The sequence below is a fragment of the Halobiforma lacisalsi AJ5 genome (assembly GCF_000226975.2).
GTDB lineage: Archaea > Halobacteriota > Halobacteria > Halobacteriales > Natrialbaceae > Natronobacterium > Natronobacterium lacisalsi.
In genome coordinates, this window is record NZ_CP019285.1 from 724,403 (window position 1) to 750,159 (window position 25,757).

Sequence of the window (25,757 nt, forward strand, 5' to 3'; positions counted from 1 at the left end):
CGACGGGTTAGGCCGCGCCGTCCGCCGCGACGACACTGTCCGCTCTCGAGGGGTGCAGGCGCCACCGGCGCTCGAGAGCGGACGTCACGGGTGCCCGTTCGACCCTCGGTCTGTTGAAACTTTCGCCGGGCGGCGCGTCGTCGGACGGGCAGTTCGGTGGGCAGTTGACGAGGGCGAAGGGGTCGTCCCGCTAGACGGCGATCAGAGGTCGTCCGGTTCGGGTATTCCGTGTGCGTCTTCGATGAGTTCCCGTAATCGTCCCGTGAATCTGGTCGCGGTTGCACCGTCGACGACGTCGTGATCGAACGTCACCGTGAGATTCAGGATCTCCCGCGGCGAAAGCTCTCCGTCGATGTATCGGGGCTTCGTGTCGATCCCGCCGACGGTCAACTGGACGGTGTAGTTCGTCGGGGTGACCGCCCAACCGCTTCCCCCGCCGAACATGCCGATGGACGTCACGGCGACGGTGCCCGCCATCCCTTTCCATCGCTTCGGGAACAACTGCGGGAGACGCCAGAGCTGTCGTCGGACGATTCCGGGGAGTCGGAGCGCGAGTGTACTCCGTCGCGGGAGTGCCGTCGGATCCGAGGACTCCTGTGCGGTTCGGATCTCGTCGTGAACCGACCGCAGCGATCGTCGATTCGTCGCCCGCACGACGTGGGGAACCCCTAACTGCTCGCCATGGATCGTCGTCTCGACGAGGACGTTCACGTCCACGTCGTCGAAGACGTGAATGCGACCTCGCCAGTCCCGATATGCGTTGCTCTCGGGATGATCTTCGATGGCGCGCCCCAGACAGAACACGACGAATCCGGTGAACGAGAGGGTCTCGTCGGTTTGCTCCGCTATGGTCCGAATCCGCTCTCTGGCCTCGGTAACGTCCACTTCGACGAGGCCATGGACGTTGCTCCGGGAGCCCGCTATTCGCATGTAATCGACCGTCCCGCGACGACGCGTGGAAGACGGGCGGACTCGATCGCCCTCGTTGTGCATACCCATCGTTCGTCCGGGCGGCCCATACCACTTGACGCCGCAGGCTATATCGGTGCGAACAGCAGTTTCCGGGGTGCAATGCTGACGATTATCTCCAGTCGAATATTTCAGCTCGAGCACCGGTTGGAGTCCCTGTCAGTCCGTCCGCCTGGAAAAATGATTGATCTACCGCTCGAGCGAAGACGGACGTGTCCGACACCAATCATGGTCGAACCCGGACAGATCGCCGTCGTACACTTCACGGGACGGATCGCCGAGGGAGACGACGAGGGGAAGGTCTTCGACACCACGAACGTCGACGTCGCCCTCGAGGAGGGCATCTACCACGACCACCGCGACTACAAGCCGCTCGAGTTCCGAGTCGGGGAAGACAAAGTACTCGAGGGGATCGACCGCGTGGTTCAGGACCTCGAGGTCGGCGACCGGACCACGGTCGAACTCGAGCCGGAGGAGGCGTTCGGCCCCCGACGAGAGGACGATATCCTCGAGGTGCCGCTGGACCACCTCGAGCGAGAAGACGAAACTGGGGGAGAGGGAACCGAGACGATCGAACCCGGGACCCTCGTCGGCAGCGAAACCGGCGACACCGGGTGGGTCGTCTCCGTCGACGGGGAGACGGCGACGGTCGATTTCAACCACGAACTCGCGGGAACGCGGATCGAGTGCGAGATCCACGTGCTGGACGCTCGCGGATCGCCGGGCGAAGGGACCGCGTGAGACGGTTGCCGGTGCGGGACGTAGCCGACCCGCCTCCGGGGGACGGCCCGGTCGCGCGGTCGCCGCTTACTGGATCGTCACGTCGACTCCGTGCGGTTCGTAGGCGTTACACAGGTAGCCGCCCGCTTCCCATGGGAACTGGTCGTCCTGGATCGTCCGGAGTCCGTCCTCGGGGTCCGAGATTTCTCGCGGCTGGGTGCGCCCGCGCTCGTCCGTCGCCCGCGAGACGACGAAGTACTCGCCGGGTTCGGCATCCCAGAGGTAGCGGAACTGTCGCCAGCCGAACGGGCCGAGGTCGGGACCGAAGAACTCGGCTTCCTCCCAGTTGTCGCCGCCGTCAGTCGACACCTCGACCGCCTCGACCTGATCGTCACCGGCCCACGCGACCCCGATCACTTCGACGTTGCCGTCGGACGACCGGGGCGTCACCGTCGCCTCCTGTCCGGGATAGCCGATGATCGACTTGACCGTCTGGTCGTAGATGTAGGGTTGCCAGTCGATCTCGCCCGCAGCCTCGGCGTCCATCGCATCGCGGGTGTCGAAGATGTCGATCCGTTCGTTCTCCTGGGGATCCTGTCCCTCCGCGAGGATGCGGTAGGAGCTGTGTTGCCAGCGGGTGTACCGCTCCCACTCCTCGCCGATCATCATGCCGTCCATGACCTCCATCTCGGCGACCCACTTGACGTTGTTGTTGCCCATCCAGCCCGGCACGAGCATCCGCACCGGGAACCCGTGTTCGGCGCTCAGCGGCTGGCCGTTCATCTCGTAGGCCAGCAGGCAGTCCTCGACGACCTTCTGCATCGGAATCGACCGTGCGAACACGTCAGACTCCTCGTCCGGAACGTCTCCGCCCGCGACCATCAGCCACTTGCCGTCGCCCGTGTCCGCCCCGTAGGCCTCGAGGACTTCGGACATCGGCGTCCCGGTCCAGATCGTGTTCCCGACCGCGCCGAACGTCCACGGGTTGCCCGCGACCTCGGGTTCGAAGAACGAGCGGCCGTTGCCCGAACACTGCATCGTGTGGGCGACCGACTCCGTCGAAAAGTCGCGTCTGATCTCGTCCATCGTCAGCGACGTCGACCCCTCCTCGAGTCGGAGTTCGATCTCCCACTCGTCCTCGTCGATTTCGGGTGAGAGGTAGTGGTTCCGGATATAATGCTCCTCCCGTGGGGTGATATAGCTCGTGTACGTGTCACGGACCGCCGCCTCGGCGTTCTCCGGGTCCGGCGAATAGATCCGCAGCCCCGGATACCTCTCCTCGAGGAACGCCGTGCTGCCGCGCTCGAGTTCGGAATCGTCCTCTTCCATCTCCTGTGCGCCGACTCCCTGTCCGGTGATGCTCAGCCCGGCGAGCATGCCGGTCGCCGCCATGAACTTTCGCCGGTCGAGAAACTGCCGCCGCTTCGTTTTCTCGCCCGCTCGCTCGTCGTTCGCGTCTGTGGTCTCCCCCTGCATGGCACGGCAATGCACGGACCGCATCATAATAAAAATTCATTAAGGAATTGCTGTAGGTAACGAAACGACCAACGGAACGAATGGACGATAATAAAACCACCAGCGAGGATGAAAGAAATGCTCGCTCACCCCGCTCGTAGCGACCTGAATAAGTCCGGAGGAGATACCTCGATTCGACACGGTGCGTTCGAGACGAGACACCGGGATCTCCGGCCGGCATCGCGGGGGTCTCCGGTCGGCATCGAGCCCAGTTACGTCGAGTCCGAATCCTCGTCGTCGGTCGGACAGGGTTCGACGACGACCTCGCCGGCCATCGTCGGGAGATGGGGCGTACAGACGTACTCGTACGTTCCCGGTACGACGAACCGGTGGTCGAAGGTCGTCCCCTCCTCGACCACGGAGAAGTGGTCGTCCCCCTCGTAGGTCGCGAACCAGTCGGCCCCCTCGGGGTTCGACGTCTCGTCCGCCGCCCCGGGGTGAGAGGTGGCGTTGTGGCCGGCGCTGTCGAATTCCCAGCGCACCACGTCGCCCGCCGTGACCCGAACCGTCTCGGGTTCGAATCGCCAGGCCCCGTCCGGGCCGGCGATTACCTCCGCGTCCGGTTCGTCGCTGACCTCGACCGTCCCGGCCATCTCCGGTTCGTGTCGCGTACAGACGTACTCGTACTCGCCCGCCACCGTGAACGTCTGCGCGAAGGTCTCCCCCTCCTCGAGGACGGCGTCGTGATCCAGGTCCTCCGGATCCACGTCGTACTCGTTGTAGGAGGCAAAAGGCTCCGCCCCGTCCGGGATCGAGACGGCGTCCGAGGCGACGTCGTACGTCGAGACGTTGTGCCCGTCGTCCTCGAACTCCCACTCGACGGTGTCCCCGAGTCCCACCTCGAGGGTCTCGGGATCGAACGTCAGGTCACCGTCCGGTGCGACCGCCACCGTCTCGTCGACGCATGGATGGACGGTGACGGTCCCGGCCATCTCCGGTTCGTGTCGCGTACAGACGTACGCGTACTCGCCCGCTACCGTGAACGTATGCGCGAAGGTCTCCCCCTCCTCGATGACGGCATCGTGGTCGAGGTCGTCCGGCTCGAGGTCTTCGTCCTCGTCGTCCTCGGCATAGGAAGCGAACGGCTCCGCCCCTGCCGGGATCGAGACGGCGTCCGAGGCGACGTCGTACGTCGAGACGTTGTGCCCGTCGTCCTCGAACTCCCACTCGACACGCCCGCCGAGGGGGATTTCGACGGAGTCCGGCTCGAACGCCAGGTCGCCCTCCGGCGCGACCGCCACGGTCGCGACGAGTGATTCCGCCCCCTCGGAGTCGGCGTCGGTCCCGTCGTCAGACTGTCCACTCCCGATTCCGACCCCCGCAGCACCGACTGCACTCGCCGCCGCGATCGATCGGAGAAATAGCCGCCGTGTGTTACTGTTCCGCATATGAGAACGAGGGAGTTCACATCGATAACGATTGGGATGAGCAATCCGGACGGTCGGGCTCGAGAGACACTCGGGCGGCAGAACTAGTCGTCGGATCGGTGCTGCTTCGGGAGCCACATTCGGGTTCGTACCCGCCCCTCGTTCGGGATGCTCCCGTAGTCGCCCGCACGGTTACCGGACGCCCCCGAGTCGACGACCGCACCGAGCACAACTCTGCGTGATCGTCGACACGGTGCTCGGTCGCGCTGTCGTTACCGGCAACGTCGACGAGGCGGCGAACATCGGGCCAGCGACCGATCCGACGAAAACCGGGACCTACTACGGGTACGAACGGGTCTGGAATCGGATCACGTGGGGCGTTTCGGTTAGGCTACGGGTCCGGTTCCGGACTCGTCACGAACTCGAGTAACTCGTCGGGATCGGTCTCGAGACCCTGTCGGGAGAAGAAGCTCGCGACGTTCTCGCAGTCCCGCTCTAGGAACTCTCGACTGTTGGGGTGGTGGACGGTGACGGCCTGTCCGAGGTCGATGAGCACGAGCTGGCCCTCGTCGAAGACGACGTTGTACTCGCTCAGGTCGCCGTGGACGATGCCGGCCGAATAGAGCCGGCGCATGTACTCGCGCATGACTCCGTACGCGGTTTCGGGGTTCTCGATGTGGACCTCGCCGAGTCGCTTGGCACGGCCGTCCTCGTCGCCGATGTACTCCATCACGAGGACGTTGCGTTCGGCGGCGATCGGCTCCGGTACGCGAACGCCGGCCGCTTTCGCCCGCCGGAGGTTCGCCAGTTCCTTCTTCGTCCAGGCGAGGACGACGTCTTTCTTCTTGCCGCCCAGGCCCTCGAACCGGGGGTCGCCCTCGAGGTAGTCACGCATCTGCCGGAAGTTGGAGGCGTTGATCCGATAGACTTTGACCGCGACCTCCCGGTCGTCGCCCAGCGCGTGGTAGACGTTCGCCTCCTTGCCCGTCGAGAGGGGGCCGCCGAAGGCCTCGACGTAGCCGTCCTGTACTAGCTTGTAGAGCGCCGCGAACGTCGCGTCGTCGAACACCGACTGCTCGACTTTGAACTGGTCGGCGTCCTTGATCCGCTCCTCGAACTGTTCGAACTCCCGGTCGCGTTTGCGGGCGATCCGATCCGCTTCGGTGTCGGAGACGTCGATCTCTTCCCACTCGTCGCCGGGCGTGTCGACCTCCTCGAGCTCGACGAGTCCGTACTCGGAATCCGGTCCCTGTCCCATCTATCGGATCGTAGGGGGCCGGGACGGGTAAAGTGCTGGGTCCGATCGCGCGGTCGGGGAATGAGAATTGCTACCGTATCATAAACCCCGTTCCGAATGGCGATGATATATATACCCGGTGTAGAAATCATAAGCTAATCGGTAACATGGACCTGGACTTCCGACCGAAAACGTACGACGAAATTCCCGAGGACAAACAGCCATCCTTGGGAGAGGCCCTCGTCCCGATCGTCGGGATGTTGCTGTTCCTGTCTGCCGGGATGATCTGGCTCGAGATGGACCCGCAGATTCCGCTGTTGTGGGGTATCGCCTTCGCCGGCCTGTTCGGCAGATACTACTTCGGATACACCTGGTCCGATCTGTACGACGGGATCAGTCGAAGCGTAGTGACCGGCCTCCAGGCCATTCTCATCCTGTTCGTCATCTACATGCTCATCGCGTCCTGGATCGACTCCGGAACGATTCCGACGCTGATGTACTACGGACTGGAGTTCCTCTCGCCGGAGATTTTCCTCCCGTTTACCGTCGTCCTCTCGGCGATCGTCGCCTTCGCGATCGGCTCCTCGTGGACGACGGCCGGGACGCTTGGCGTCGCGATGATCGGGATCGGCTCCGGCCTGGGGATCCCCGAGGCGATGACCGCCGGTGCCGTCCTCTCGGGGGCCTACACTGGCGACAAGAACTCACCGCTCTCGGATACGACGAACCTCGCCGCCGCGGTGACGAACACCGAACTGATGGACCACATCCGGGCGATGCGTCCCGGCACCCTGATCGCGTTCGGGATCTCGCTCGTCCTGTTCATCTTCCTCGGGCTGGACGCCAGCGGTTCGGTTCCCGCCGATCGGGTCGCCGAGATTCAGGGTGGACTCGCGGGTAGCTACGCGATCTCGCCGCTAACCTTCCTCCCGCTCGTCCTCACCTTCGCGCTCGCGTTCTACGGGTTCCCGGCCCTGCCGTCGCTCGGGGCCGGGATCTTCGCCGGCGTCGGGGTCGCCACCACGGTCCAGGGCGTCGGCTTCGCCGCCGCCTGGGAGACCGTCCACTACGGGACCAGCCCGGAGACCGGCGTCGAACTCACGAACGAACTGCTCGCCAGCGGCGGTCTCAACGGCTCAATGTGGGTCATCTCGATCGTCGTCGCCGCGCTGGCGCTCGGGGGAATCCTCCAGGAAACCGGCGTGCTGGCGGCGATCGCACACTACATCGGCCGGGCCGTCAGCAGCGTCGCGGGCCTGACCGCCGGGACGGCTGCGGGAACCATCGCGATGAACTTCCTCGCGGCGGAACAGTACATGGCGATCGTCGTCCCCGGCATGACCCTGCAGAACCTCTACGACGACTACAACCTCGAGAGCCGGAACCTCTCGCGGGCGGTCGAAGCCGCGGGGACGACGACGTCGGCGTTCGTTCCCTGGGGGTCGGGCGGGGTCTTCATGGCCTCGGCGCTCGGCGTCCCGGTGATCGAGTACGCCCCGTACTACTTCTTCGGGATCATCTCGCCGCTGGTGTTGGTCCTGATGGGCGCGACCGGCTGGCGGATGTTCTACAAGGAGGGGCCGGAGCAGGAGGCCCCGGCGGAGGAGGTGGCGGCACCGTCCGTGGACTAACGGTCCGGTTGGGCTGTTTCTTTCGGAGGAATTGCAACTCGTCGTTTCTCGCGGCCCCTTCTCCTTCCCAGCGCAGGTTTTTCTCGTCGCGGGCCGTACCGTTCCCCCATCATGATCGAACCACGCGAACGCCCGGCGGGACCGACGGGGCGACGATGACGGAGTACGACGTCACCCTCGAGTGGCCGGACGGCGGAACCGACACGGTCGCGGTCGACTCGCGGGACACGGTACTCGAGGCCGCCCAGCAGGAGGGGATTCGGTTGCCGGCCGACTGTCGGAAGGGGACCTGTACGACCTGCGTCGGTCGGGTGGTGGGGGTCGACGGGGACGGCGCGGCCGGCGCGAGCGGCCCGGTCGACGCCGCCGAGGCCTTCGACTACCGTCGCCAGCCCGCCGCCCTCACCGACGGCGAACGCGCGGACGGCTACGTCCTGCTGTGTATCGCCCTGCCGCGGGCCGACTGCCGGGTCGCGGTCGGGCCGGCGATCCGGGCCGAAGTCGGCGACAGTCCGTGGGCGTAGCGTCCGGTTCGCTGCCGTCACGCCCCCGGATAGGCTTATTTATGAGGTCGTGGTCGGGAAAACCATGAGTGATGCTAGCACGGGTGGCGAGGTCGAATCGGACCACGACCACGATCACCACCGACTCGAGGGCCCCGGCTACGCGACGCCGCAGGCCGCGATCGAGGAAGGCGGACGTGAAAAACTGGCCTACGTGATGAGTCTCTACGTCGGCACCGACGTCGACGCGTCGGACTTCGTTGCGGTCGTCGACCTCGATCCCGACTCGGAGACGTACTGCGAGATCGTCGACCGCGTCGAACTCCCGAACCGCGGCGACGAACTCCATCACTTCGGGTGGAACGCGTGTTCGTCGTCGTGTCACGTCGAGGGACTCGAGCGGCAACACCTGATCGTTCCCGGCCAGCGGTCCTCACGGATCCACGTCATCGACGCCGCCGATCGCCGGAACCCCGAACTGGAGACGGTGATCGAACCCGAGGAAGTCTACGAATACGACCTCTCGGCCCCGCACACGGTCCACTGTATCCCGGAGGGGGAGATCCTGATTAGCATGCTGGGCGACGCCGACGGGGACCTTCCGGGCGGGTTCCTCGAGCTGAACGACGACTTCGAGATCGAGGGCCGATGGGAGCCGCCGGGAGAGATCGAGATGAACTACGACTACTGGTACCAGCCACGCCAGAACGTGATGGTCTCCAGCGAGTGGGCTGCGCCGAAGACGTACTACCCGGGATTCGACCTCGACGACGTCGAGGCGGGAAACTACGGCCAGCGACTCCACTTCTGGGACTGGGAGGACGGCACCGTCGAGCAGACGATCGACCTCGGCGAGGAGGGACTGATTCCGCTCGAGGTGCGGTTCCTCCACACGCCGGAATCGACCCACGGGTTCGTCGGGGCCGCGCTCTCGTCGAACGTCTTCCACTTCTGGCGCGACGAAAGCGCGGCGCCACGCGCCGCGGACGAAGCGAGCGGCGATGAGCCGCGAGCCGCAGGCAAGTACCGCGCCGAAAAAGTGATCGATTTCGAGAGCCGGGAGCACGACGACTGGGACATGCCCGTGCCAGCCCTGCCGACGGACATCCTCATCTCGATGGACGATCGGTACCTGTTCGGGTCGAACTGGCTCCACGGCGAGATCTGGATGTACGACATCTCGGACCCGTCGAACCCGCGGCGGGCCGACTCGCTGTCGGTCGGCGGCACCTTCGGCGAGGTTCAGGAGGTTCAGGGCCGGGAACTGAACGCCGGTCCACAGATGCTCCAGCTCTCGCTGGACGGCGAGCGCCTCTACTGGACCACCTCGCTGTTCTCCTCGTGGGACGAGCAGTTCTATCCCGAGGAGGGCGAGCAGGGGTCGGTGATGCTGAAAGCCGACGTCGATCCCCGGAACGGGACGATGACGCTCGACGAGGACTTCCTCGTCGACTGGGGCGAGTGCCCCGCGGGGCCGGCCCGCGCCCACGAGATCCGGTGGCCCGACGGCGACTGCACGAGCGACGTCTGGCAGTGATCGCCCGCGGCACGACGGCCCGATCGATCACATGACGAGCCACGACGTCACCCTCGAGTGGCCCGACGGCCGGACGCGAACGATCGTGGTTCGCGAGGGGGAAACCGTCCTCGAGGGGGCCGAACGGGCCGACGTCGCACTCCCGTTCGGCTGTCGCACGGGCGCTTGTGGCACCTGCACGGGACGGCTGCTCGGGAGCGAGGGATCGGAACCGACGGCCACTGCGACCGAAACCGGCCGGGTCGACGTCGGGGACGCGTTTTCCTCCCGTCGTCGGCCGCGGGCGCTGAAAGACCGCCATCGGGAAGCGGGGTACGTGCTGCTGTGTATCGCCACGCCGCGGACCGACTGCCGGTTCGCGGTCGGCTCGAGCGTCCACACTGAACTGGTCGACAACCCGTGGAAGTGACTCCCGGATCGGGATGGGGCAGGACGGGGCGGGACGGGGCGGAACGGGACAGTGGATCACCGACGCCCAGTCAGTAACGTTAACGGGGGCGAACGGCTATCTCCGGGAAATGCCAGTCGTCGACGAGAACGCCGAGGACAACCCCTACCTCCGGGATCCGCCGACCGACTTCGAGCCGGTCGAGGGGCTCTCGCCGGAGGAGGCCCGCGAGCAGGTCGAGTTGCTCCGGGAGGCCGTCCGCGAGCACGACCGCCGCTACTACGTCGAGAACGATCCCATCATCGCCGACCGAACCTACGACGCGCTCTTTTCCCGACTGCGGGAACTCGAGGACGCGTTCGACCTCGCCCGCCCCGACAGCCCGACCAGGGGCGTCGGGGGCGAACCCGTCGAGGAGTTCGACACCGTCGAACACGTCGCGCCGATGCTCTCGATCGAGGGGAGCGGCGACGAGGCGGACGTCCGGGAGTTCGACGAGCGGGTCCGTCGCGAAGTGGGACCCGTCGACTACGTCTGTGAACCCAAGTTCGACGGCATCTCGATGGAGTTCGTCTACGAGGACGGCCGCCTCGAGCGGGCCGTCACCCGCGGCGACGGCCGCGAGGGCGACGACGTCACCCGCAACGCCCGGACGATCGGTTCGGTCCCCCAGCGGCTCCACGGCGACTACCCCGACTTCCTCGCGGTTCGGGGCGAGGTCTACATGCCGAAAGACGCCTTCCAGGCGTACAACCGCGAGCGGATCGAACGCGGCGAGGACCCCTTCGCCAACCCCAGAAACGCGACTGCGGGGACGATCCGCCAGCTCGATCCCGCCGTCGTCGCCGAGCGCCCCCTCGAGGTCTTCTACTTCGACGTGCTCGCGGCCAGCGACCTGGAGGACAGCCACCGCGCGGAACTCGAGCGGTTCCCCGAGTGGGGGCTGCGCGTGACCGACCACGTCGAAGTCGTCGACGACATCGACGGCGCGATCGACTACCGCGAGCGTACCCTCGAGGCCCGTGACGACCTCGACTTCGAGATCGACGGCACCGTCATCAAGGTCGACGACCGCGACGCCCGCGAGGAACTCGGTCGCACCGCACGCCACGATCGCTACGCCTTCGCCTACAAGTTCCCCGCCCGCGCGGAGGTGACGCCCATCGTCGACGTCGCGGTCCAGATCGGCCGCACCGGCCGGGTGACGCCCGTCGCCCTGCTCGAGCCGGTCGACGTCGGGGGCGTGACGGTTTCGCGGGCGAGCCTGCACAACCCCGAGGAGATCGCCGAGAAGAACGTCAACGTCGGCGACACGGTCCGCGTCCAGCGGGCGGGCGACGTGATCCCCTACGTCGAGGAGGTCGTCGAGAAGGAAAGCGAGGGGCACTACGAACTGCCCGATCACTGTCCCGTCTGCGACAGTGCCATCGAACGCGACGGCCCGATGGCGTTCTGTACCGGCGGGCTCGCCTGCGACGCACAACTGCGCCGGTCGATCGAGTACTACGCGAGCGACGACGGGCTGGACCTCGAGGGGCTGGGCGAGAAGAGCGTCCGCCAGCTCGTCGACGCCGGCCTGCTCGAGTCGGTCGCCGACCTGTACGAACTCGAACGCGAGGACCTCACCGAACTCGAGGGCTGGGGCGAGAAAAGCGCCGAGAACCTGCTCGCGGAGATCGAGCGGGGCCGCGAACCGCCGCTCGCCGACTTCCTCTCGGCGCTCGGGGTCCCCCATGTCGGCCCGACGACCGCCCGCGAACTCGCCCGCGAGTTCGGTACCTTCGAGGCGTTCCGCGAGGCGGCCGAGGACGACCCCGACCGGCTCGAGGGGGTCGACGACGTCGGCGAAACGGTCGCCGAGCGGATCCACGACTTCTTCACGAGCGAGGCAAACGCCGCGGCGGTCGACGACGTCCTCGAGCACGTCTCCCCCCACGAGTCCGACCTCGACCTCGCGTCCGGCGGCGACGAACTCGAGGGGCTGACCTTCGTCTTCACCGGTTCGCTCGAGGGTATGACCCGCAGCGAGGCCCAGGAGACCGTCGAAGCCCACGGCGCGAACGCCACGGGAAGCGTCTCGGGGAACACGGACTATCTAGTGGTCGGGGACAATCCCGGGCAGACGAAGCGGGACGACGCCGAGGAAAACGACGTGCCGATCGTCGACGAGGACGAGTTCCACGACCTGCTTGCCGAACGCGGGATCGACCTCGAGTGAAGGTGAAGGTGAAGGTGAAGGTGAAGGTGAAGGTGATCACCCCCGGTTCGCCCGCCACTCCTCGCTCGAGATGCTGTAGCGGATCGAGTCCCGCGGTTCGCCGTCGATGACGATGTCGTTGCGGATACGGCCCTCCCTGCGGCCGCCGAACCGCTCGACGTAGCGCTCGATGGCCCGCCGCGAGTTGTCGTTCTCGGGGTCGTGTGTCACCGCGACGACCTCGAGGTCGAGCCGATCAAAAGCGAGTTCGAGCATGCGGCCGGCTCGCTCGCCGGAGTAGCCGCGACCCCAGAACGGTTTCCGGAACCAGACGCCGAGCACTGCCAGCTGTCGGTCCCAGTCCGGCTGTATCCCCGCCAGGCCGGCCAGTTCGCCAGCCCGGTCGCCCTCTTTCGGCCGTATCACGTACGTCGCGGCGTCGCTGTCCTCGAAGTTCTCGCCGCAGGTCTCGATCCACTCGAGGGCCTCTTGCGGGTGGTCGTACGGCTCCCAGGTGACGTGCTCGGTGATTTCGTCGATGTGGGGCGCGCCGGCGCGAACGTGCTCGTACAGTTCGAACGGGTCGATGTCGTCAGGGTGGAGCCGCTCGTATCGGAGCCGATCGCTCTCCAGTTCGGTCGGAAACAGCGACATACCGGCCCCACGCCGGGAACTATGAAAAATATTGGGAAAGTGACTATAATGGGCGGACTCACTCGGCGGGCAGCCGCCGCGAGACCGTTCGCACCGCCTCGAGTCCCTGCGCTTCCCCCTCGCGTTCGAGTTCCGGTACTGTCACGACCTCGAGGTCGGGAAACGTCTCGCGGATCTCGGCGACGCGCTCCGCGTGTCTCCCCCGGCGGTCCGCACACCGCGGGCACCCCTCCGGCGGAGCCTCGAACACACGGTTTACGACGATGCGCTCGACGGGTACCTCGGCCTCCCGGAGCCGATCGACCAGCCGTTCGGTCTCCGCGATCGCCATTCCCTCCGGAATCGTGACGACGCGGAACTCCGTCCTGTCGGGATCGACGAGCAGTTCGCGGGCCCGCTCGAGGCGGTCCCGGAACGCCTCGAGGTCGTCGCCGTCGTCGCCACGCATCCCCGCCATCGGGCCGAACATCGCCGTTCGTGCCGCAGAGCCGATCCGCCGGACCTGACCGCGCAGCGAGCGGGCCGTCTCGAGGGCTAACCCCATCACCTCGGGCGTGTCGAACAGCCGCAGTGTGTGGCCCGTCGGCGCGGTGTCGAAGACGACGACGTCCCAGTCCGGGTCGTCCGACTCGACGTACTCGACGAACAGGTCCAGCGCGGCGACTTCGTCGCCGCCTGCGGGGGTTCCGGCGGCGAAGATCCGCTCGACCTCCTCGTCGGAGAGCCGGATGCCGGCGCTGCGCAGGTCAGCGGCCAGCGCGGTCGCCAGTTTCTCGTATCGCTGTGCCTGCGCGTCGGGGTCGATCTCGGCGGCCCAGAGGCTACCGGCGGACACGTTTGTCGGGGACCCGCTCGCCGGTTCGTCGTCGTTCCCGCCGGACGGCTCGAGCGCGACGGGTGCGGGCTCCGGCCCGAGGTCGACCTCGAGCGAGTCCGACAGCGAGTGGGCCGGGTCGGTCGAGACGACCAGCGTCTCTCGTCCCGCGTCGGCGAGCGCGACGGCCGTCGCGGCCGCACAGGTCGTCTTGCCGACGCCGCCTTTGCCGCCGTAGAAGATGCAGTCGGTCATCTATCGCCATCGGATACCAGAACCAGCTACCTAACTTTCATCGTCGCGGCGAACGCCCGCATCGACCCTTCGGCAAGGTCACGCGTCGGGAAAATACCGGCCGTGAAACCCGAACGGGACGGCATGTGGCAGCGGCGCACGCGCCAGCTCGACGAGCGTCTCCGCGTCGAACACGAGCAGCATCGAGCGCTCCCGCCGGGTGTCCAGTGCCGTCGCGATCACGACGCCGTCGTCCTCGGCCGAGCCGTCCGGGCGTCGAACCATCCGCGGCTCCTCGACGTAGACGCCACGCTCCCACCACTCCGTCGCGGTGCCCCGTTCGACGTCGAGTTTGACCAGTCCGTTCGCACCCACCCTGTCGGTCGCCTGTGCGTACGCGTACCGATACCGGCGCCCCCGAACCGATTTCGGAACGGTCGGAAGCTCCATCCCGCCATCGTACCGTTCGGAGCGTCGAACGCGGTCCTCGTCCGGACGGAGCCGATACCTGACGAACCGACCGTCGGGAGCCGTAGCGAAGGCCCCCTCCGAAAGGGCCTCGAACGTGAGCGCCCGAACGATCTCGTCGTCGTCGAACGCGACGAGATCGACGACCAGTTCGTCGCCGTCCTCGTAGGCGTTGACGTGGTGGAACGTGAAGAACGGCGGCGCCTCGAGCGTCGCGGCGAGCGTCTCGGTGTCCCGATCGATGACGAGGAACCTGCTCGTAGCCGTCTCGTCGTACTCGAGCAGGTCGAGCAACCCCTCGTTTCCGTTCCACGGGGCCAGCGCCTTCGTCACCGCGATCCGCAGCGGCGTCTCCACGATGACGACGTGTGACTCGGTAACCGAACAGTCGTGGACGTATCCGGGACCGGAGGCCGGCACGGTAGCGACGTGCCGTCGGGCGGCGCGTCCGTGGGGGATCCGATAGACGTGATACGTCGGGGAGAGACCGAACACCGTGCTGTAACCGATCGTCTCCTCGCGGTTCGGATCGACCGTGAGGTGGGCGGTCGCCAGATGCTCCGGAACGTCGTCTCGCCACCGAAACTCGCCGCGAGTCTCGAGCGTGACCGGATCGAAGGCGATCCGGCGCGGGGCCTCGGTGAGCGCGACGAAGTGTTCGCCGAGCTGGGCAACGTGAACGTTCGCGTTGTCCGTCGGTTCTGGTGGTCCGAGCGATCGGAGCCACTGCAGCGTCCGACGAAGCGAACCGTCGCCGGTCGCGAACTCCGTCGCGCCGTGGCCGGAATCGGCGGCCGCGTACGCCTCGGTACGCAGAAACCGGTTCGTATACGACACGGTGCCGTCGTCGAAGCCGTAGCGACGGAGCATCGCCAGGCCGTCGAACCAGTGGGTCGCACGCTCCCCGCCGAACTCGAACCGTCCCGGCCCGTTCCGGATCAGGGCCCCGGAGAGCCACGAGGGGACGGCCCCCTCGACCGGCAGCCGTCGGTCGGCGTACTCGGTTTCGACCGTCCGGAACCCGAGTTCGTAGGCGCGATCGGTTGCGTTCGACATACCGGTCCATCGGCTGGACCGACGATCAATCCGTGGGAAGCGGAACCAGCCGTGGCAGGACGAGTGAGGGAGTCATCCCTCGAAGCGGACCTCGATCTGTGGAAGTACAACCTGCCAGTAGTAGAGGACATACAGTACAGTGATAGCGAGGTACCCCCCGACTGTGGGGAGTAGTGACCAGCCTGCGACGGCAACCAGATACACGACGAGGAAGCCAGTGACGAGAATCCCTTCCAGCAGGACGATATCCAGGCCTGCCTTCGTTCGTACTTGCAAGTCACTTCCCGTGATGAGTCGCAGCCCGATCATCCCAACAGTAAGTGTAGCCCACGTGAGCACGGGGAGCCCGAAGACTGTCAGAGCCGTGGCATCCAACCACGCTACCGCCGAAATCACGAGTGGCCATCCGACAATTCCGAGGCCGATCCATGCAATACCTCGCAACAACTCCTCGCGGATGATGCGTCGTAGTTGTGGGTTCATATCTGCAGGTGCGGCAAGGATTTCTGCTGATAAAGCACCGGTGAGAATTTTGCGGCCGGATAGTAGCGTTTTGTAGCCGCAAAACCGACTTTGCGTCCGCAAAATCCGGAACTGAAGACACCTCTCCGGCTACCCCGTTACACTAGCGGAAATTCTACAGTCGAAACGTCCATACTCCTTCAGCGATTCGTGACGAATAGATGTCACTCCCTCCATGGATCTCCGAGGAATTGCCGGAAGACAGGAGGGTGAATACGAAACTCACAGAACGGCACGTCATCGAGACGATGCACCAGTCCGATCGGCCGTTCTTTTCACTACAGCAGATCGCACAGCAGGTCAAACCGGACGTCTCGAAGGTCACCGTCCGCAACCGGCTGAACGAACTGGAAAACCGTGGGATCGTTGCAACGGAAACTGTTGCCGACGCGACACTGTATTACATCAATTATCCGGAGTCAGAGTGGCCACTCTCACCGGAGGGAAAACGAGCGCTGAACGACGAGTCGGCCGGAACGGAGAATCCGCTCCGGGAGTTCCTACACCATCCGCGACTCCACTCGATCGTACGTGAGGAGTTGTTGCGGAGCATTGCGTGGGCCGCGTTCGGGTTGTTCGGTTGGGCAATACTCGTTAGCTCGTCCGAGGGGTTGCAATCAACCGTCTGGACGGCAGTTGGGCTCCCAGTCCTCACGTGGGCGTCTCTCACGGGCGGAATGATCGGAATTCGGCTGACGACTGGTACCGACCTGCAGGTTCAGTCCAGGGAGGGACTACACGTCGTTTCGCTGGGTGGCGTCGTGTTAGGTGGGTTCTGGGCTGCGTTTTTGATTTTCGTGCTGGGCTGGCACCCCCTGCTCACCGGTGGACTGTACCTGTTCGTCACGGTCACTTATCTCGTCTTTTACAGACGGGTGATCCTTCCCCGGTTTACCTAACGCGAGACACTGCAGGGGTCACCGAACAGTTGAGGTCGATAGCCCACCAAGCGACTGGTACTCGTGTCGACCATTGACCGAACACACGATATCGTCGTCTGGGGTGCAACCGGCGTCGCCGGCCGTCTCGTCGCCGACCACCTCACCGAACAGTACACGCCGGACGACCTCTCGCTCGCGCTCGGCGGTCGCGACGAGACGCGGCTTCGCGAACTGGAGGCGACGCTCGTACGCCAGCGCTCCGACTGGGAGGAGATTCCGATCCTCGTCGGCGATGCGACGGATCGGGAGAGCCTGGACGCCATCGCCGAAGCGACCCGCGTCGTCTGTACGACCGTCGGGCCGTACACGAAGTACGGCACGCCGGTCGTCGAGGCGTGTATCTCCGCCGGAACGGACTACTGCGACCTCACCGGCGAAATCAACTGGGTCCGCGAGATGATCGACCGGTACCACGACGATGCGGTCAATGCGGGCGCTCGTATCGTTCACAGTTGCGGGTTCGACTCGATCCCCGCCGACCTCGGGACGAAGCTCGTCCAGTCGTTCGCCATCGACGAGTTCGGGACCCCCTGTGAGCTGGTTCGGATCTACCTCGAGGACGGGCGCGGCGGGGTAAGCGGTGGAACGATGGCGAGCGCCGTCGAACTGTTCCGGGCCGCGTCCACCGATCCGGTCGCCCGGCAGACGCTTCGGAACCCGTATTCGCTGGCGCCGCCGGGCGAGCGCGACGGCGTCGACCCCGGCACACAGTCCCTTCCGAGGAACGACGCGCTACGGGGGGAGTGGACGGCTCCGTCGCCGATGGCGGTCGTGAACGAGCGGGTGATCAGACGGAGCAACGCCTTACTCGGATATCCCTGGGGCCGCGAGTTCGAGTGCAGGGAGTCCGTGCCCATCGGACCGGGTCTCGTCGGCATGGCCGGTGCAAGCGCCGTCACAGCCGGAGTCGGGCTCGCGACCGCCGGGCTGGCCTTCGGGCCGACGCGGGAAGCCCTCCGTCGGTTCGTGTTCCCCGATCCGGGCGAGGGACCGACCCGAGAGGAGATCGAGAGCGGATATTTCACGGTCCGCGTGCTCGGCCGCGGAACCGCACCCGACGGCCCGTTCGTCGTGGAGGGTCGGATCGGCGCTGACCGGGATCCCGGCTACGGCGCGACCGCGAAGATGCTCGGCGAGGCCGCGATGTGTCTCGCCTGCGAGGAGATCGACTCGCCGCTCGAGGGCGGCGTTCTCACGCCGGCGTCGGGGATCGGCGATCCGCTCGCCGACAGGCTTCGACGGGCGGGGTTGGTCGTGGAAGTGGGCGAGTGGGACCGGACGGCATAGCGACCATCGACCCCGCGAACGAACGTCGGGCCGTTCGGAGCGGAGCGAACGACCGGGACCGTCTCGACCCGTGTCCGGTTACAGGTCGACTCGCCGGAACCGGTAGATCGCGACCGCGAGCGGGACGACGATCCAGAACACGAGGACGACGACGGCGAACCAGTCCTGGAGGTAGAACGGGACACTCCCGCCGAAGGCGTTCTCCATGGATCGGACGACCTGGGGGTTCTGTTCGGCGATCGAGGTAACGAACGAGAGGACGTTCCGGTAGGCGACCCCAGGGTCGAAGCTATGGAAGAGGAACGCCACGTCGTGGGGTCGCTCGAGCGCGATCGACTCCCCGCCGGGGCCGGTAACGGTGTACTCGACGCCCGGCAGGTAATCGAGTTGGACCAGCGTGTCGACGGCGACGAGCATCGTCTCCCAGACGACGTAGAACAGGACGAAGACGCCGAACGCGAGCGCGCCGGCGACCGTCGTCGACCGGGCGAGCGACGACAGTGCGATGGCGATGCTGGTGTAGGCCAGCCCGTAGAGGACCGAGACCACGAACAGACCGACGTAGTCGGTCAGGTCGAAGCCGCCGAACGCCAGGGCGACGACGAACGCGGCGAAGAAGAACCCGACGAACAGCGACAGCGACAGCACTGCCGAGCGGCCGAGGAACTTCCCGAGGAGGACGTCGGTCCGGGAGTGGGGCAGCGAGAGCATGACCTTGAGGCTCCCCGACTCGCGCTCGCCGGCGATGGCCTTCCAGCCGAGCACCAGCGCGATCACCGGGATGACCAGCCTGGTGACGTTGTGGACGGTACCGACAAGTCCCTGTGTCGTCGCCTCCGCGGTCGGGACGTCGCCGCCGAGGTACCACAGCAACACCGTCGGAAGCACGAGGATCGAGAGGAAGAAGGCGCTCAGGAAGAGGAACAGCCACGAACGGATCGAATCCTGGAAGTCCTTCTTCGCGATGGCTCGAACGCTGTCCGGGCTGACGGAGCCGACGCCGGAAGCGGACCCTGGACCGGCGGACGTGGAATCGGTACTCATCGAGCTTCCACCTCCGATCCCGTCGTGTACGACTGGAAGACGTCCTCGAGCGAGGCCTCCTGCGTCGAGAAGTCATGGACCTCGATCCCGCGGTCCTCGAGTTCGCCCAGGACAGCGGTTTTCGAGCCGTCGACGCTCACGACGAGCGTCGGTTCGGCTTCGTTCCGGTCGCCGGATTCGACGGCCGCGTTCGAGACGTCCTCGAGCGCGCGAACCGCGTCCAGGGCGTCGTCGTCGATCCGGTCGACCGTCACGCGAAGCGTCGTCCCGTCCTCGAGGTCCGCGAGATGATCGACCGGTACCACGACGATGCGGTCAATGCTGTTCCATGCTGTGGCTCGAGAAGAAGACGGTCGCGCCGCGGTCGTTCTCCGCGCGGACGATCTCGCGCATCTCCCGGGCTCCGTTGGGGTCGAGTCCGGTAGAAGGCTCGTCGAGGATCAGCAGATCCGGTTCGCCCACGAGCGCCATCGCGAGCATGAGCCGCTGGGCCATCCCTTTCGAGTAGCCGCCGGCCTTCCGGTCGGCCGCGTCGGCGATGTCGACCCGCTCGAGCAGTCGGTCGGGGTCGTCGTCGACGCCTTTCGAGTCGATCGCGAACTCGAGGTGCTGGCGGCCGGTGAGCCGTTCGTACACCCGGTACCCCTCCGGGAGGACGCCGGTCCGGGACCGGATCTCGCGGCTGTGGGCCTGGGCATCCATGCCGAGAACCGCGACGCTGCCGGTCGTCGGCCGGACGAAGTCGAGGAGGACGTTGATCGTCGTCGACTTGCCGGCCCCGTTGGGGCCGAGGAAGCCGAACACCTCGCCCTCCCGTACCTCGAACGAGAGGTCCTGGAGGGCGAGCGTCCCACCGAACGACTTGGTCAGGCCGTCGACTGTAATGGCGGGCATACCCGTGTGGTAACGGCGTCCGCCGATAAGGTTTGTCACTCTCGATGGATAATATACGCCCTCCGGCGACGGAAACAACGGACGAGAGCGGGTGCGAACGCGAGCAAGCGGTCAGATCGGGTCGTCGGGATCGTACCCCTCGGCAGTCCGTTCGACCTCCATGGCGTATCGGTCGCGGGTGTCCTCGTCCTCGACCGGTTCGAGCTGGTCGGGATCGACGTCCTTCGCGGCGGTCACCCTGGATCGCGTCGCGGCCCCCGCCGCGAGTTCCCGGCGGTAGACGCGGTCGCCGTCGCTCGTCGCGTATGCGAGGGTCACCAGCCCCTTGTCGTTGTAATCGCGTTCGACCAGCCAGCACCGAACCGTCTCGCTCGAGTCGGTCATGTCCGTTCCTGGGAGGTCGAGCACCGAGAAAGTACCGCGTTTCACCCGTCGGCACGGGACAGGCGTCGTCCACGTGATGAGTCAGGCTGAAACCCCCCGCCACCCTAGGCCCGCCGATGAACGCCGAGGCGGTTCGCGAGCGCGCCGGCTCCCTGCCCCGCGAGCCGGGCGTCTACCAGTTCCGGGCCGACGGAACGACCCTCTACGTTGGGAAGGCGGTCGACCTTCGGGACCGCGTCCGTTCGTACGCCGACCCCCGAAGCGCGCGGATCCGGCGCATGGTCGATCGGGCCGACGAAATCGAGATCGCCGTCACCGACACCGAGACCCAGGCCCTGCTGCTCGAGGCGAACCTGATCAAGCGCCACCAGCCCCGGTACAACGTCCGGCTCAAGGACGACAAGTCCTACCCGATGGTCCAGTTGACGGACCACCCGGCCCCGCGGATCGAGATCACGCGGGACCCCGACGAGTCGGCGACCGTTTTCGGGCCCTACACCAACAAGACCCAGGTCGAGACCGTCGTGAAAGCCCTCAGGGAGACCTACGGCGTTCGCGGGTGTTCCGACCACAAGTACGAGAACCGCGACCGGCCGTGTCTCGACTACGAAATGGGGCTCTGTACCGCCCCCTGCACCCGCGAAATCGACCTCGAGAGCTACGGCGAGGACGCCACCGCGGTCGAACGCTTCCTCGAGGGCGAGACGGGGATCCTCGCGGACCCGCTGCGCCGGGAGATGGAGGCCGCGGCCCAGGAGCAGAACTTCGAACGCGCCGCCAACCTGCGGGATCGACTCGAGACCGTCGAGGCGTTCCACGGCGAGGGCGGCGAGGCCGTCCAGTCGGTCGGCGACGAACGGGCGGTCGACGTACTGGGGGTCGCCGTCGAGGGCGGGGACGCGACGGTCGCCCGTTTGCGGGCCGAGGACGGCAAACTCGTGGATCGGGAGCGACACACGCTCGAGGCTCCGGGGGGCAACGACAGCGACGCCGCAGGCGAGGGCGGGGAAGACGGCGGCGTCCCCGCCGTCCTCGCGGCCTTCATCGTCCAGTACTACGCCGAGCGGAACCTGCCCGACGCCCTCCTGCTCCCCGAACGCCACGGCGACGAGGAGGTGACGGCCTGGCTCGAGGCCGAGGGCGTTTCGGTTCGCGTCCCGGGTGCCGGCCGGGAGGCCAAACTGGTCGACCTCGCGCTGAAGAACGCCCGGCGCAACGTCGGCGGCCGCGACGAATGTGCGATGCTCGCCGACGCGCTGGACCTCGAGACCCGGCGCGTCGAGCGCATCGAGGGGTTCGACGTGAGCCACGCCCAGGGGAAGTCGGCGGTCGGCAGCGACGTCACCTTCGTCGACGGCAGCGCCGAGAAGGCCGACTACCGGCGGAAGAAACTCGAAGACGAGAACGACGACTACGCGAACATGAAGACGTTACTCGAGTGGCGCGCCCGACGGGCCGTCGAGGGACGGGACGACCGGCCGGACCCCGACCTGCTGTTGATCGACGGCGGCGAGGGGCAACTCGAGGCGGCCCGCGACGCGCTCGCCGAAGTCGGGTGGGACGTCCCCGCGGTCGCCCTGGCGAAGGCCGAGGAGCGCGTCGTCACCCCGTACCGCGAGTTTTCCTGGCCGGACGACGCGCCACACCTGCATCTCCTCCAGCGGGTGCGCGACGAGGCCCACCGCTTCGCTGTGCAGTACCACCAGACGATCCGCGACGACGTGACGACGGTGCTCGACGACGTACCCGGCGTCGGCCCCGAGACCCGGAAACGGCTGCTCGGCCGGTTCGGCAGCGTCGAGAACGTCCGGGAAGCGAGCCTCGAGGACCTCCGGAGCGTCCCCGGCGTCGGCAAGAAGACCGCGGAGACGATCAAGTCCCGGCTCTGATCGGGCGGTACCCACGGATTTTCTCGGGCGTTGCGAGAGCAGGGACAGGGCTATCTCCGACCATCACCTACGTGAAACGATGGCAAACGAGGACGACGAACTCGAGGACATGCTCGAGGAACTCGACAGTCAGGGGGACCTCGACGCGTCCCAGCAACTGCTCTCGATCCGCACCGAGAGTCGCCGCTACGACAAGCCAGTGACGATCGTCGAGGGGTTCGACCTTCCGAAATCGGATCTCAAATCGATCGCCTCGGACCTCAAGTCGTCGCTCGGCACCGGCGGCACCGTCGGCGAAGACCACATCGAACTGCAGGGCGACCACCGCGACCGCGTGCCGGACCTGCTCCGCGAGCACGGGTTCGACGTAGGAACGTGAATCGCTTCGGGGTCAGGCCCCTGGGCGTTCGTCTCGACCGGCTGTAAACTCCACTTGGATCGGTCCAACTCGAGTTGCGCGTACAACTTTGGTGATCGCTACCGTACGTCGTTGTATGGAGATCCGACCGGCTACCGCCGCCGACCGCGAAGCGATCCGGGAGGTCGCCCGCGACACCTGGCACGACACCTACGACGAACTCGACGCCGACACCATCGACGAGACGATCGACGACTGGTACGGCGAGGCGGAACTCGAGCGCGCCCTCTCGGAGGCGGGGACAGCGCTGCTCGTCGCCGAGGTCGACGACGAGGTCGTGGGGTTCACCCACGGCGTCGTCCAGGGCGACGAGGGCGACGTCCTCCGGATGTACGTCCACCCCGACCACCAGCGCGAGGGGGTCGGCACCACGTTACACGAACGGCTCCGGGACGACCTCGAGGACTTCAACATGAAACGCATGCGGGCGATCGACTTCGCCTCGAACGACGGCGGACGCGCATTCTACGAGCGACTGGGCTTCGAACAAACGGGCGAGGGCGAAGTCGAGATCGGCGGCGAGGAGCGGAAGGAAGTGGTCTACACGCTCGAATTGTAGTCCGGGCGGCGCACTTCGAAGGGGAATCGAGACCGCCTCGAGTCGAACCTCCGGCCGGCGACTGCCTCGAGTCGGGGTCCCCGAACGCGGAGACCGGTCGTGGTTCGGACGGTCCAGGGGGAGTCGGATTAGACTGGTCGAAATCTCCTTCGTGCGACAGCTTTCACAGCGGATACTAGCTGAGCGAATTTCACCGGAACACATTTACCCTATACTGCTAAACACATCTTTAGAGATGTCTAATCTTTGCGCCGCGGACGGGACGGCCGGTGGGACGCGATGAACGACGTGCTCGCGATCCTCCTCGAGTCCCTCCGGGACGGCTACGTCCAGGTGAGCGCGTTCGTCGCCGTGACGGTGCTCGCGTTCGGACTGATCCAGTATCGGACGAACGGGGCCGTGCTCGCCGCGCTCGAGGAGAACGAGAAATTGCAGGTCCCGTTCGGGGGGCTGCTGGGGCTGACTCCGGGCTGTGGCGGCGCGATCGTCGTCATGCCGCTGTACGTCCGCGGGAGCGTCAGTTTCGGGACCGTCGTCGCGACGCTGGGGGCGACCGCGGGCGACTCCGCGTTCGTCATCCTCGCGCTCGCACCCGAGGCGGCGGTGTACGCCTACGCCATCGCGTTCGCGGCCTCGGTCGTCACCGGCTACCTGGTCGACTCGGTCGGCCTCGGCGTCTCGCGTGTCGACGCCGCGGTCGCGAAACTCTCCCCCGCTACCCCGGACGGCGGGACCGTGGTCGACGGCGGCGTCCGGCCGAATCCCGCCCACGACTACGCCGGGCCCGCACCGACTCACGCCCACGAGACCGGCCCCGACCGTCACTCTCGAGTACTTACGCCCCTCTCGCACCTCGCGCACGTCCTGTGGTGGCTGGCTGCCGTCGCCGGGCTGGTTCTCGGCACGCTGTACCTGCTGTGGGGCGGTCCCGAGGTGCCGATCACTGCGGGGGCGGACTTCGCCGGGCTGTTCACGGTCGTCGGCATCGTCGGCGCGCTGCTATCGCTGTACCTCTACCTGGTCGGCCGCCACTACGTCGGCGAGGGCGAGGTCGCGCGGGCCAGGGACTCCTTCTCGTCGGTCTACGATACGCTGACCCACGCCGCGATGGAGACCAGTTTCGTCACCGTCTGGGTGCTCGTGGCTTTCCTCGTCTACGAGTACTTCGTCCTGGTTTCGGGTGCGAACGTCGCGACCCTCGCGGCGGCGGCGGGCGTGCTGGCCCCGATCGGCGGCGCGGCCGTGGGGCTGATTCCCGGCTGTGGGCCACAGATCCTGCTGGCCAGCGTCTACGCCGACGGCGGACTCCCCTTCTCCGCGCTCACGGCCAACGCTATCGCCCAGGACGGCGACGCCCTGTTCCCGCTGCTGGCCGTCGACGCGAAGGCAGCGGTGGTAGCGACTATCTACAACTTCCTGCCGGCCGTCGTCGTCGGGGTCGCGCTCAACCTGCTGTGGGGGCCCGTCTTCGGGATGGCGGAGTTCGGGTTCGGGGTGCTGTGATACCCGTATGACGATCGAGTACCGAAACGGGCCCGTCGTTCCGTACCGAGACAGTGTGAATACGACCCGAACGGGACTACTGTGACAGCGTCTCGAAGTTCGAGGCACCGCACCGACAGCCGCCTTTCTTCCCGATCGGTTCCACGGTGCCGTCGGCGAGTATCCACGCCGAATAGACGGCACCGCACTCGCGACACCGCCCGGCCACTTTCGGACGCTCGTCAGTCGCGGTGTCGGATCTACTCGGCTGTTGGCTCCTCGTCATACGAATATACAGAACCACCTTGTGGAAGTGATGAGGGGTTGTATTGACCACTTCGAGGGCGACGGTGCGGACACTCGGGAGACGGCGAACTACTCGTCGTCGGGATCCGAGAACGTCAGCGTACTCGTGATGAGGTTCTCGTGTGCGGCGTGAAACCGCTTCGAAAGGGCCTGTTGGGAAATCCCGAGCCGATCCGCCAGTTCGCTCATCGAGATCCCCTGTGGGACCTCGTAGTAGCCCTCCTCGAGCGCGGTGACGAGCGTCTCGCGTTGTTTCGTCGTGAGATCGTACTGTGCGCTCGCCATGGGCTGTTCTTGCTCCTGAATCCGGTTGAGGTCGAACGAGATGCCGTGTTCCTCGCAGTACGCCTGAAACCGAGAGAGGGCCTCCCGATCGTCGAACCGCATCCGCAGTTCCCAGTTCCGGTCCCTGCCGACCGCCTGGAGGATCGTTGCCCCGAGTTCGACGTAGGCGTAGACGATCGTTTCGACGTTTCGCGTCCACTCGGCGCGGTACAACCTGGCCTCGTCCACTGCATCGATAGCAGCGATGTTCGTCACCGAGTCGTCCTGTTCGAACGCCGCCTCGAACTCCGCGTGATCGCCGCCGCTCACCCAGAAGTACGGCATCACCTCGTCCTCCATCGTCGCCACTACCTGCTCGATCTCGACGACCATGTGGGGCGCTTCCGTGAGCGCGTGATTCAGCGCAAAATCGTCCGATTTGACCGAAAACTCCGCGACGATACTCATGGAACCGAT

General features: G+C 66.2%; 24 protein-coding genes and 1 pseudogene. 13 read left to right on the forward strand and 12 right to left on the reverse strand.

Annotated elements, in window-relative coordinates; translation table 11 throughout:
* Positions 1 to 201: 201 nt before the first annotated feature.
* Positions 202 to 993, reverse strand: a complete 792-nt coding sequence (locus tag CHINAEXTREME_RS03395; RefSeq protein WP_007141059.1) for a 2-oxo acid dehydrogenase subunit E2 — start codon at positions 991 to 993, stop codon at positions 202 to 204.
* Positions 994 to 1,197: 204 nt separating this feature from the next.
* Between CHINAEXTREME_RS03395 and CHINAEXTREME_RS03400 the strand changes: the two genes are divergently transcribed.
* Positions 1,198 to 1,710 carry an FKBP-type peptidyl-prolyl cis-trans isomerase gene (locus CHINAEXTREME_RS03400; RefSeq protein WP_007141060.1) on the forward strand — a complete coding sequence of 171 codons (513 nt, stop codon included), beginning with the start codon at positions 1,198 to 1,200 and terminating at the stop codon, positions 1,708 to 1,710.
* Positions 1,711 to 1,776: 66 nt separating this feature from the next.
* Here the strand turns inward: CHINAEXTREME_RS03400 and CHINAEXTREME_RS03405 are convergent, their stop codons facing one another.
* Together CHINAEXTREME_RS03405 and CHINAEXTREME_RS03410 are read right to left on the reverse strand one after the other, a co-directional pair.
* A complete protein-coding gene (locus tag CHINAEXTREME_RS03405; protein WP_007141061.1) occupies positions 1,777 to 3,165 on the reverse strand; it encodes a sulfite oxidase in 1,389 nt (462 codons plus the stop codon).
* A 251-nt stretch (positions 3,166 to 3,416) separates the two neighbouring features.
* Positions 3,417 to 4,592, reverse strand: coding sequence for a cupredoxin domain-containing protein (locus CHINAEXTREME_RS03410; RefSeq protein WP_007141062.1), 1,176 nt, complete (start codon positions 4,590 to 4,592; stop codon positions 3,417 to 3,419).
* Between the two features lie 217 nt (positions 4,593 to 4,809).
* Between CHINAEXTREME_RS03410 and CHINAEXTREME_RS03415 the strand changes: the two genes are divergently transcribed.
* Positions 4,810 to 5,001, forward strand: coding sequence for a DUF2061 domain-containing protein (locus CHINAEXTREME_RS03415; RefSeq protein ID WP_007141063.1), 192 nt, complete (start codon positions 4,810 to 4,812; stop codon positions 4,999 to 5,001).
* Here CHINAEXTREME_RS03415 and rio1 read toward each other — a convergent pair.
* Positions 4,963 to 5,829, reverse strand: a complete 867-nt coding sequence (gene rio1 / locus CHINAEXTREME_RS03420; protein ID WP_007141064.1) for a serine/threonine-protein kinase Rio1 — start codon at positions 5,827 to 5,829, stop codon at positions 4,963 to 4,965. The two genes, CHINAEXTREME_RS03415 and rio1, sit on opposite strands and share 39 nt — an antisense overlap.
* 146 nt (positions 5,830 to 5,975) lie before the next feature.
* On the opposite strand from rio1, the gene arcD reads away from it, so the two are divergent.
* The 5 genes from arcD to ligA all read left to right on the forward strand — a co-directional run bounded on the left by arcD (position 5,976) and on the right by ligA (position 12,085).
* Entirely contained in the window at positions 5,976 to 7,439 is a 1,464-nt protein-coding gene (arcD, locus tag CHINAEXTREME_RS03425; protein ID WP_007141065.1) for an arginine/ornithine antiporter ArcD, read from the forward strand.
* Between the two features lie 155 nt (positions 7,440 to 7,594).
* Complete coding sequence (locus CHINAEXTREME_RS03430; RefSeq protein ID WP_007141066.1) at positions 7,595 to 7,963, forward strand: 2Fe-2S iron-sulfur cluster-binding protein; 369 nt, start codon at positions 7,595 to 7,597, stop codon at positions 7,961 to 7,963.
* 64 nt (positions 7,964 to 8,027) lie between these two features.
* A complete protein-coding gene (locus tag CHINAEXTREME_RS03435; protein ID WP_007141067.1) occupies positions 8,028 to 9,479 on the forward strand; it encodes a selenium-binding protein SBP56-related protein in 1,452 nt (483 codons plus the stop codon).
* Between the two features lie 31 nt (positions 9,480 to 9,510).
* Positions 9,511 to 9,888, forward strand: coding sequence for a 2Fe-2S iron-sulfur cluster-binding protein (locus CHINAEXTREME_RS03440; protein ID WP_007141068.1), 378 nt, complete (start codon positions 9,511 to 9,513; stop codon positions 9,886 to 9,888).
* 109 nt (positions 9,889 to 9,997) lie between these two features.
* Positions 9,998 to 12,085: an NAD-dependent DNA ligase LigA gene (gene ligA / locus CHINAEXTREME_RS03445; protein WP_029601442.1), complete on the forward strand. Its 2,088-nt coding sequence runs from the start codon at positions 9,998 to 10,000 to the stop codon at positions 12,083 to 12,085.
* 36 nt (positions 12,086 to 12,121) lie between these two features.
* Here ligA and CHINAEXTREME_RS03450 read toward each other — a convergent pair whose 3' ends face one another.
* From CHINAEXTREME_RS03450 to CHINAEXTREME_RS03465, 4 genes are all read right to left on the reverse strand, one after another.
* Entirely contained in the window at positions 12,122 to 12,718 is a 597-nt protein-coding gene (locus tag CHINAEXTREME_RS03450) for a GNAT family N-acetyltransferase (protein WP_007141071.1), read from the reverse strand.
* Positions 12,719 to 12,776: 58 nt separating this feature from the next.
* A complete protein-coding gene (locus tag CHINAEXTREME_RS03455) occupies positions 12,777 to 13,787 on the reverse strand; it encodes an ArsA family ATPase (RefSeq protein ID WP_007141072.1) in 1,011 nt (336 codons plus the stop codon).
* Between the two features lie 78 nt (positions 13,788 to 13,865).
* Positions 13,866 to 15,290, reverse strand: a complete 1,425-nt coding sequence (locus CHINAEXTREME_RS03460) for a carotenoid oxygenase family protein (RefSeq protein ID WP_007141073.1) — start codon at positions 15,288 to 15,290, stop codon at positions 13,866 to 13,868.
* 72 nt (positions 15,291 to 15,362) lie between these two features.
* Positions 15,363 to 15,773 (reverse strand): hypothetical protein, encoded by a 411-nt coding sequence (locus tag CHINAEXTREME_RS03465; RefSeq protein WP_007141074.1) that lies wholly within the window; start codon positions 15,771 to 15,773, stop codon positions 15,363 to 15,365.
* Positions 15,774 to 15,973: 200 nt separating this feature from the next.
* On the opposite strand from CHINAEXTREME_RS03465, the gene CHINAEXTREME_RS03470 reads away from it, so the two are divergent.
* Positions 15,974 to 16,711, forward strand: a complete 738-nt coding sequence (locus tag CHINAEXTREME_RS03470) for a hypothetical protein (RefSeq protein ID WP_007141075.1) — start codon at positions 15,974 to 15,976, stop codon at positions 16,709 to 16,711.
* A 63-nt stretch (positions 16,712 to 16,774) separates the two neighbouring features.
* A complete protein-coding gene (locus CHINAEXTREME_RS03475) occupies positions 16,775 to 18,040 on the forward strand; it encodes a saccharopine dehydrogenase family protein (protein WP_007141076.1) in 1,266 nt (421 codons plus the stop codon).
* Between the two features lie 78 nt (positions 18,041 to 18,118).
* Here the strand turns inward: CHINAEXTREME_RS03475 and CHINAEXTREME_RS03480 are convergent, their stop codons facing one another.
* The 3 genes and pseudogenes from CHINAEXTREME_RS03480 to CHINAEXTREME_RS03490 all read right to left on the reverse strand — a co-directional run bounded on the left by CHINAEXTREME_RS03480 (position 18,119) and on the right by CHINAEXTREME_RS03490 (position 20,362).
* Positions 18,119 to 19,084: an ABC transporter permease gene (locus tag CHINAEXTREME_RS03480; protein ID WP_007141077.1), complete on the reverse strand. Its 966-nt coding sequence runs from the start codon at positions 19,082 to 19,084 to the stop codon at positions 18,119 to 18,121.
* Positions 19,081 to 19,978, reverse strand: a pseudogene (locus tag CHINAEXTREME_RS03485) (ABC transporter ATP-binding protein). The gene CHINAEXTREME_RS03480 and the pseudogene CHINAEXTREME_RS03485 overlap by 4 nt, the downstream one beginning before the upstream one ends.
* Positions 19,979 to 20,089: 111 nt before the next feature.
* Entirely contained in the window at positions 20,090 to 20,362 is a 273-nt protein-coding gene (locus CHINAEXTREME_RS03490) for a hypothetical protein (protein WP_007141079.1), read from the reverse strand.
* A 116-nt stretch (positions 20,363 to 20,478) separates the two neighbouring features.
* Between CHINAEXTREME_RS03490 and CHINAEXTREME_RS03495 the strand changes: the two genes are divergently transcribed.
* The 4 genes from CHINAEXTREME_RS03495 (at position 20,479) to CHINAEXTREME_RS03510 (ending at position 24,731) form a co-directional block, all read left to right on the forward strand.
* Complete coding sequence (locus tag CHINAEXTREME_RS03495) at positions 20,479 to 22,251, forward strand: excinuclease ABC subunit C (protein WP_007141080.1); 1,773 nt, start codon at positions 20,479 to 20,481, stop codon at positions 22,249 to 22,251.
* Positions 22,252 to 22,330: 79 nt separating this feature from the next.
* Entirely contained in the window at positions 22,331 to 22,630 is a 300-nt protein-coding gene (locus CHINAEXTREME_RS03500) for an SUI1 family translation initiation factor (protein ID WP_007141081.1), read from the forward strand.
* Between the two features lie 115 nt (positions 22,631 to 22,745).
* Positions 22,746 to 23,228 (forward strand): GNAT family N-acetyltransferase, encoded by a 483-nt coding sequence (locus CHINAEXTREME_RS03505; protein WP_007141082.1) that lies wholly within the window; start codon positions 22,746 to 22,748, stop codon positions 23,226 to 23,228.
* 279 nt (positions 23,229 to 23,507) lie between these two features.
* Positions 23,508 to 24,731 (forward strand): putative manganese transporter, encoded by a 1,224-nt coding sequence (locus CHINAEXTREME_RS03510; RefSeq protein ID WP_007141083.1) that lies wholly within the window; start codon positions 23,508 to 23,510, stop codon positions 24,729 to 24,731.
* A 354-nt stretch (positions 24,732 to 25,085) separates the two neighbouring features.
* On the opposite strand, the gene CHINAEXTREME_RS03515 is transcribed toward CHINAEXTREME_RS03510, so the two are convergent.
* Positions 25,086 to 25,748: a helix-turn-helix domain-containing protein gene (locus CHINAEXTREME_RS03515; RefSeq protein ID WP_007141085.1), complete on the reverse strand. Its 663-nt coding sequence runs from the start codon at positions 25,746 to 25,748 to the stop codon at positions 25,086 to 25,088.
* Positions 25,749 to 25,757: the final 9 nt, after the last annotated feature.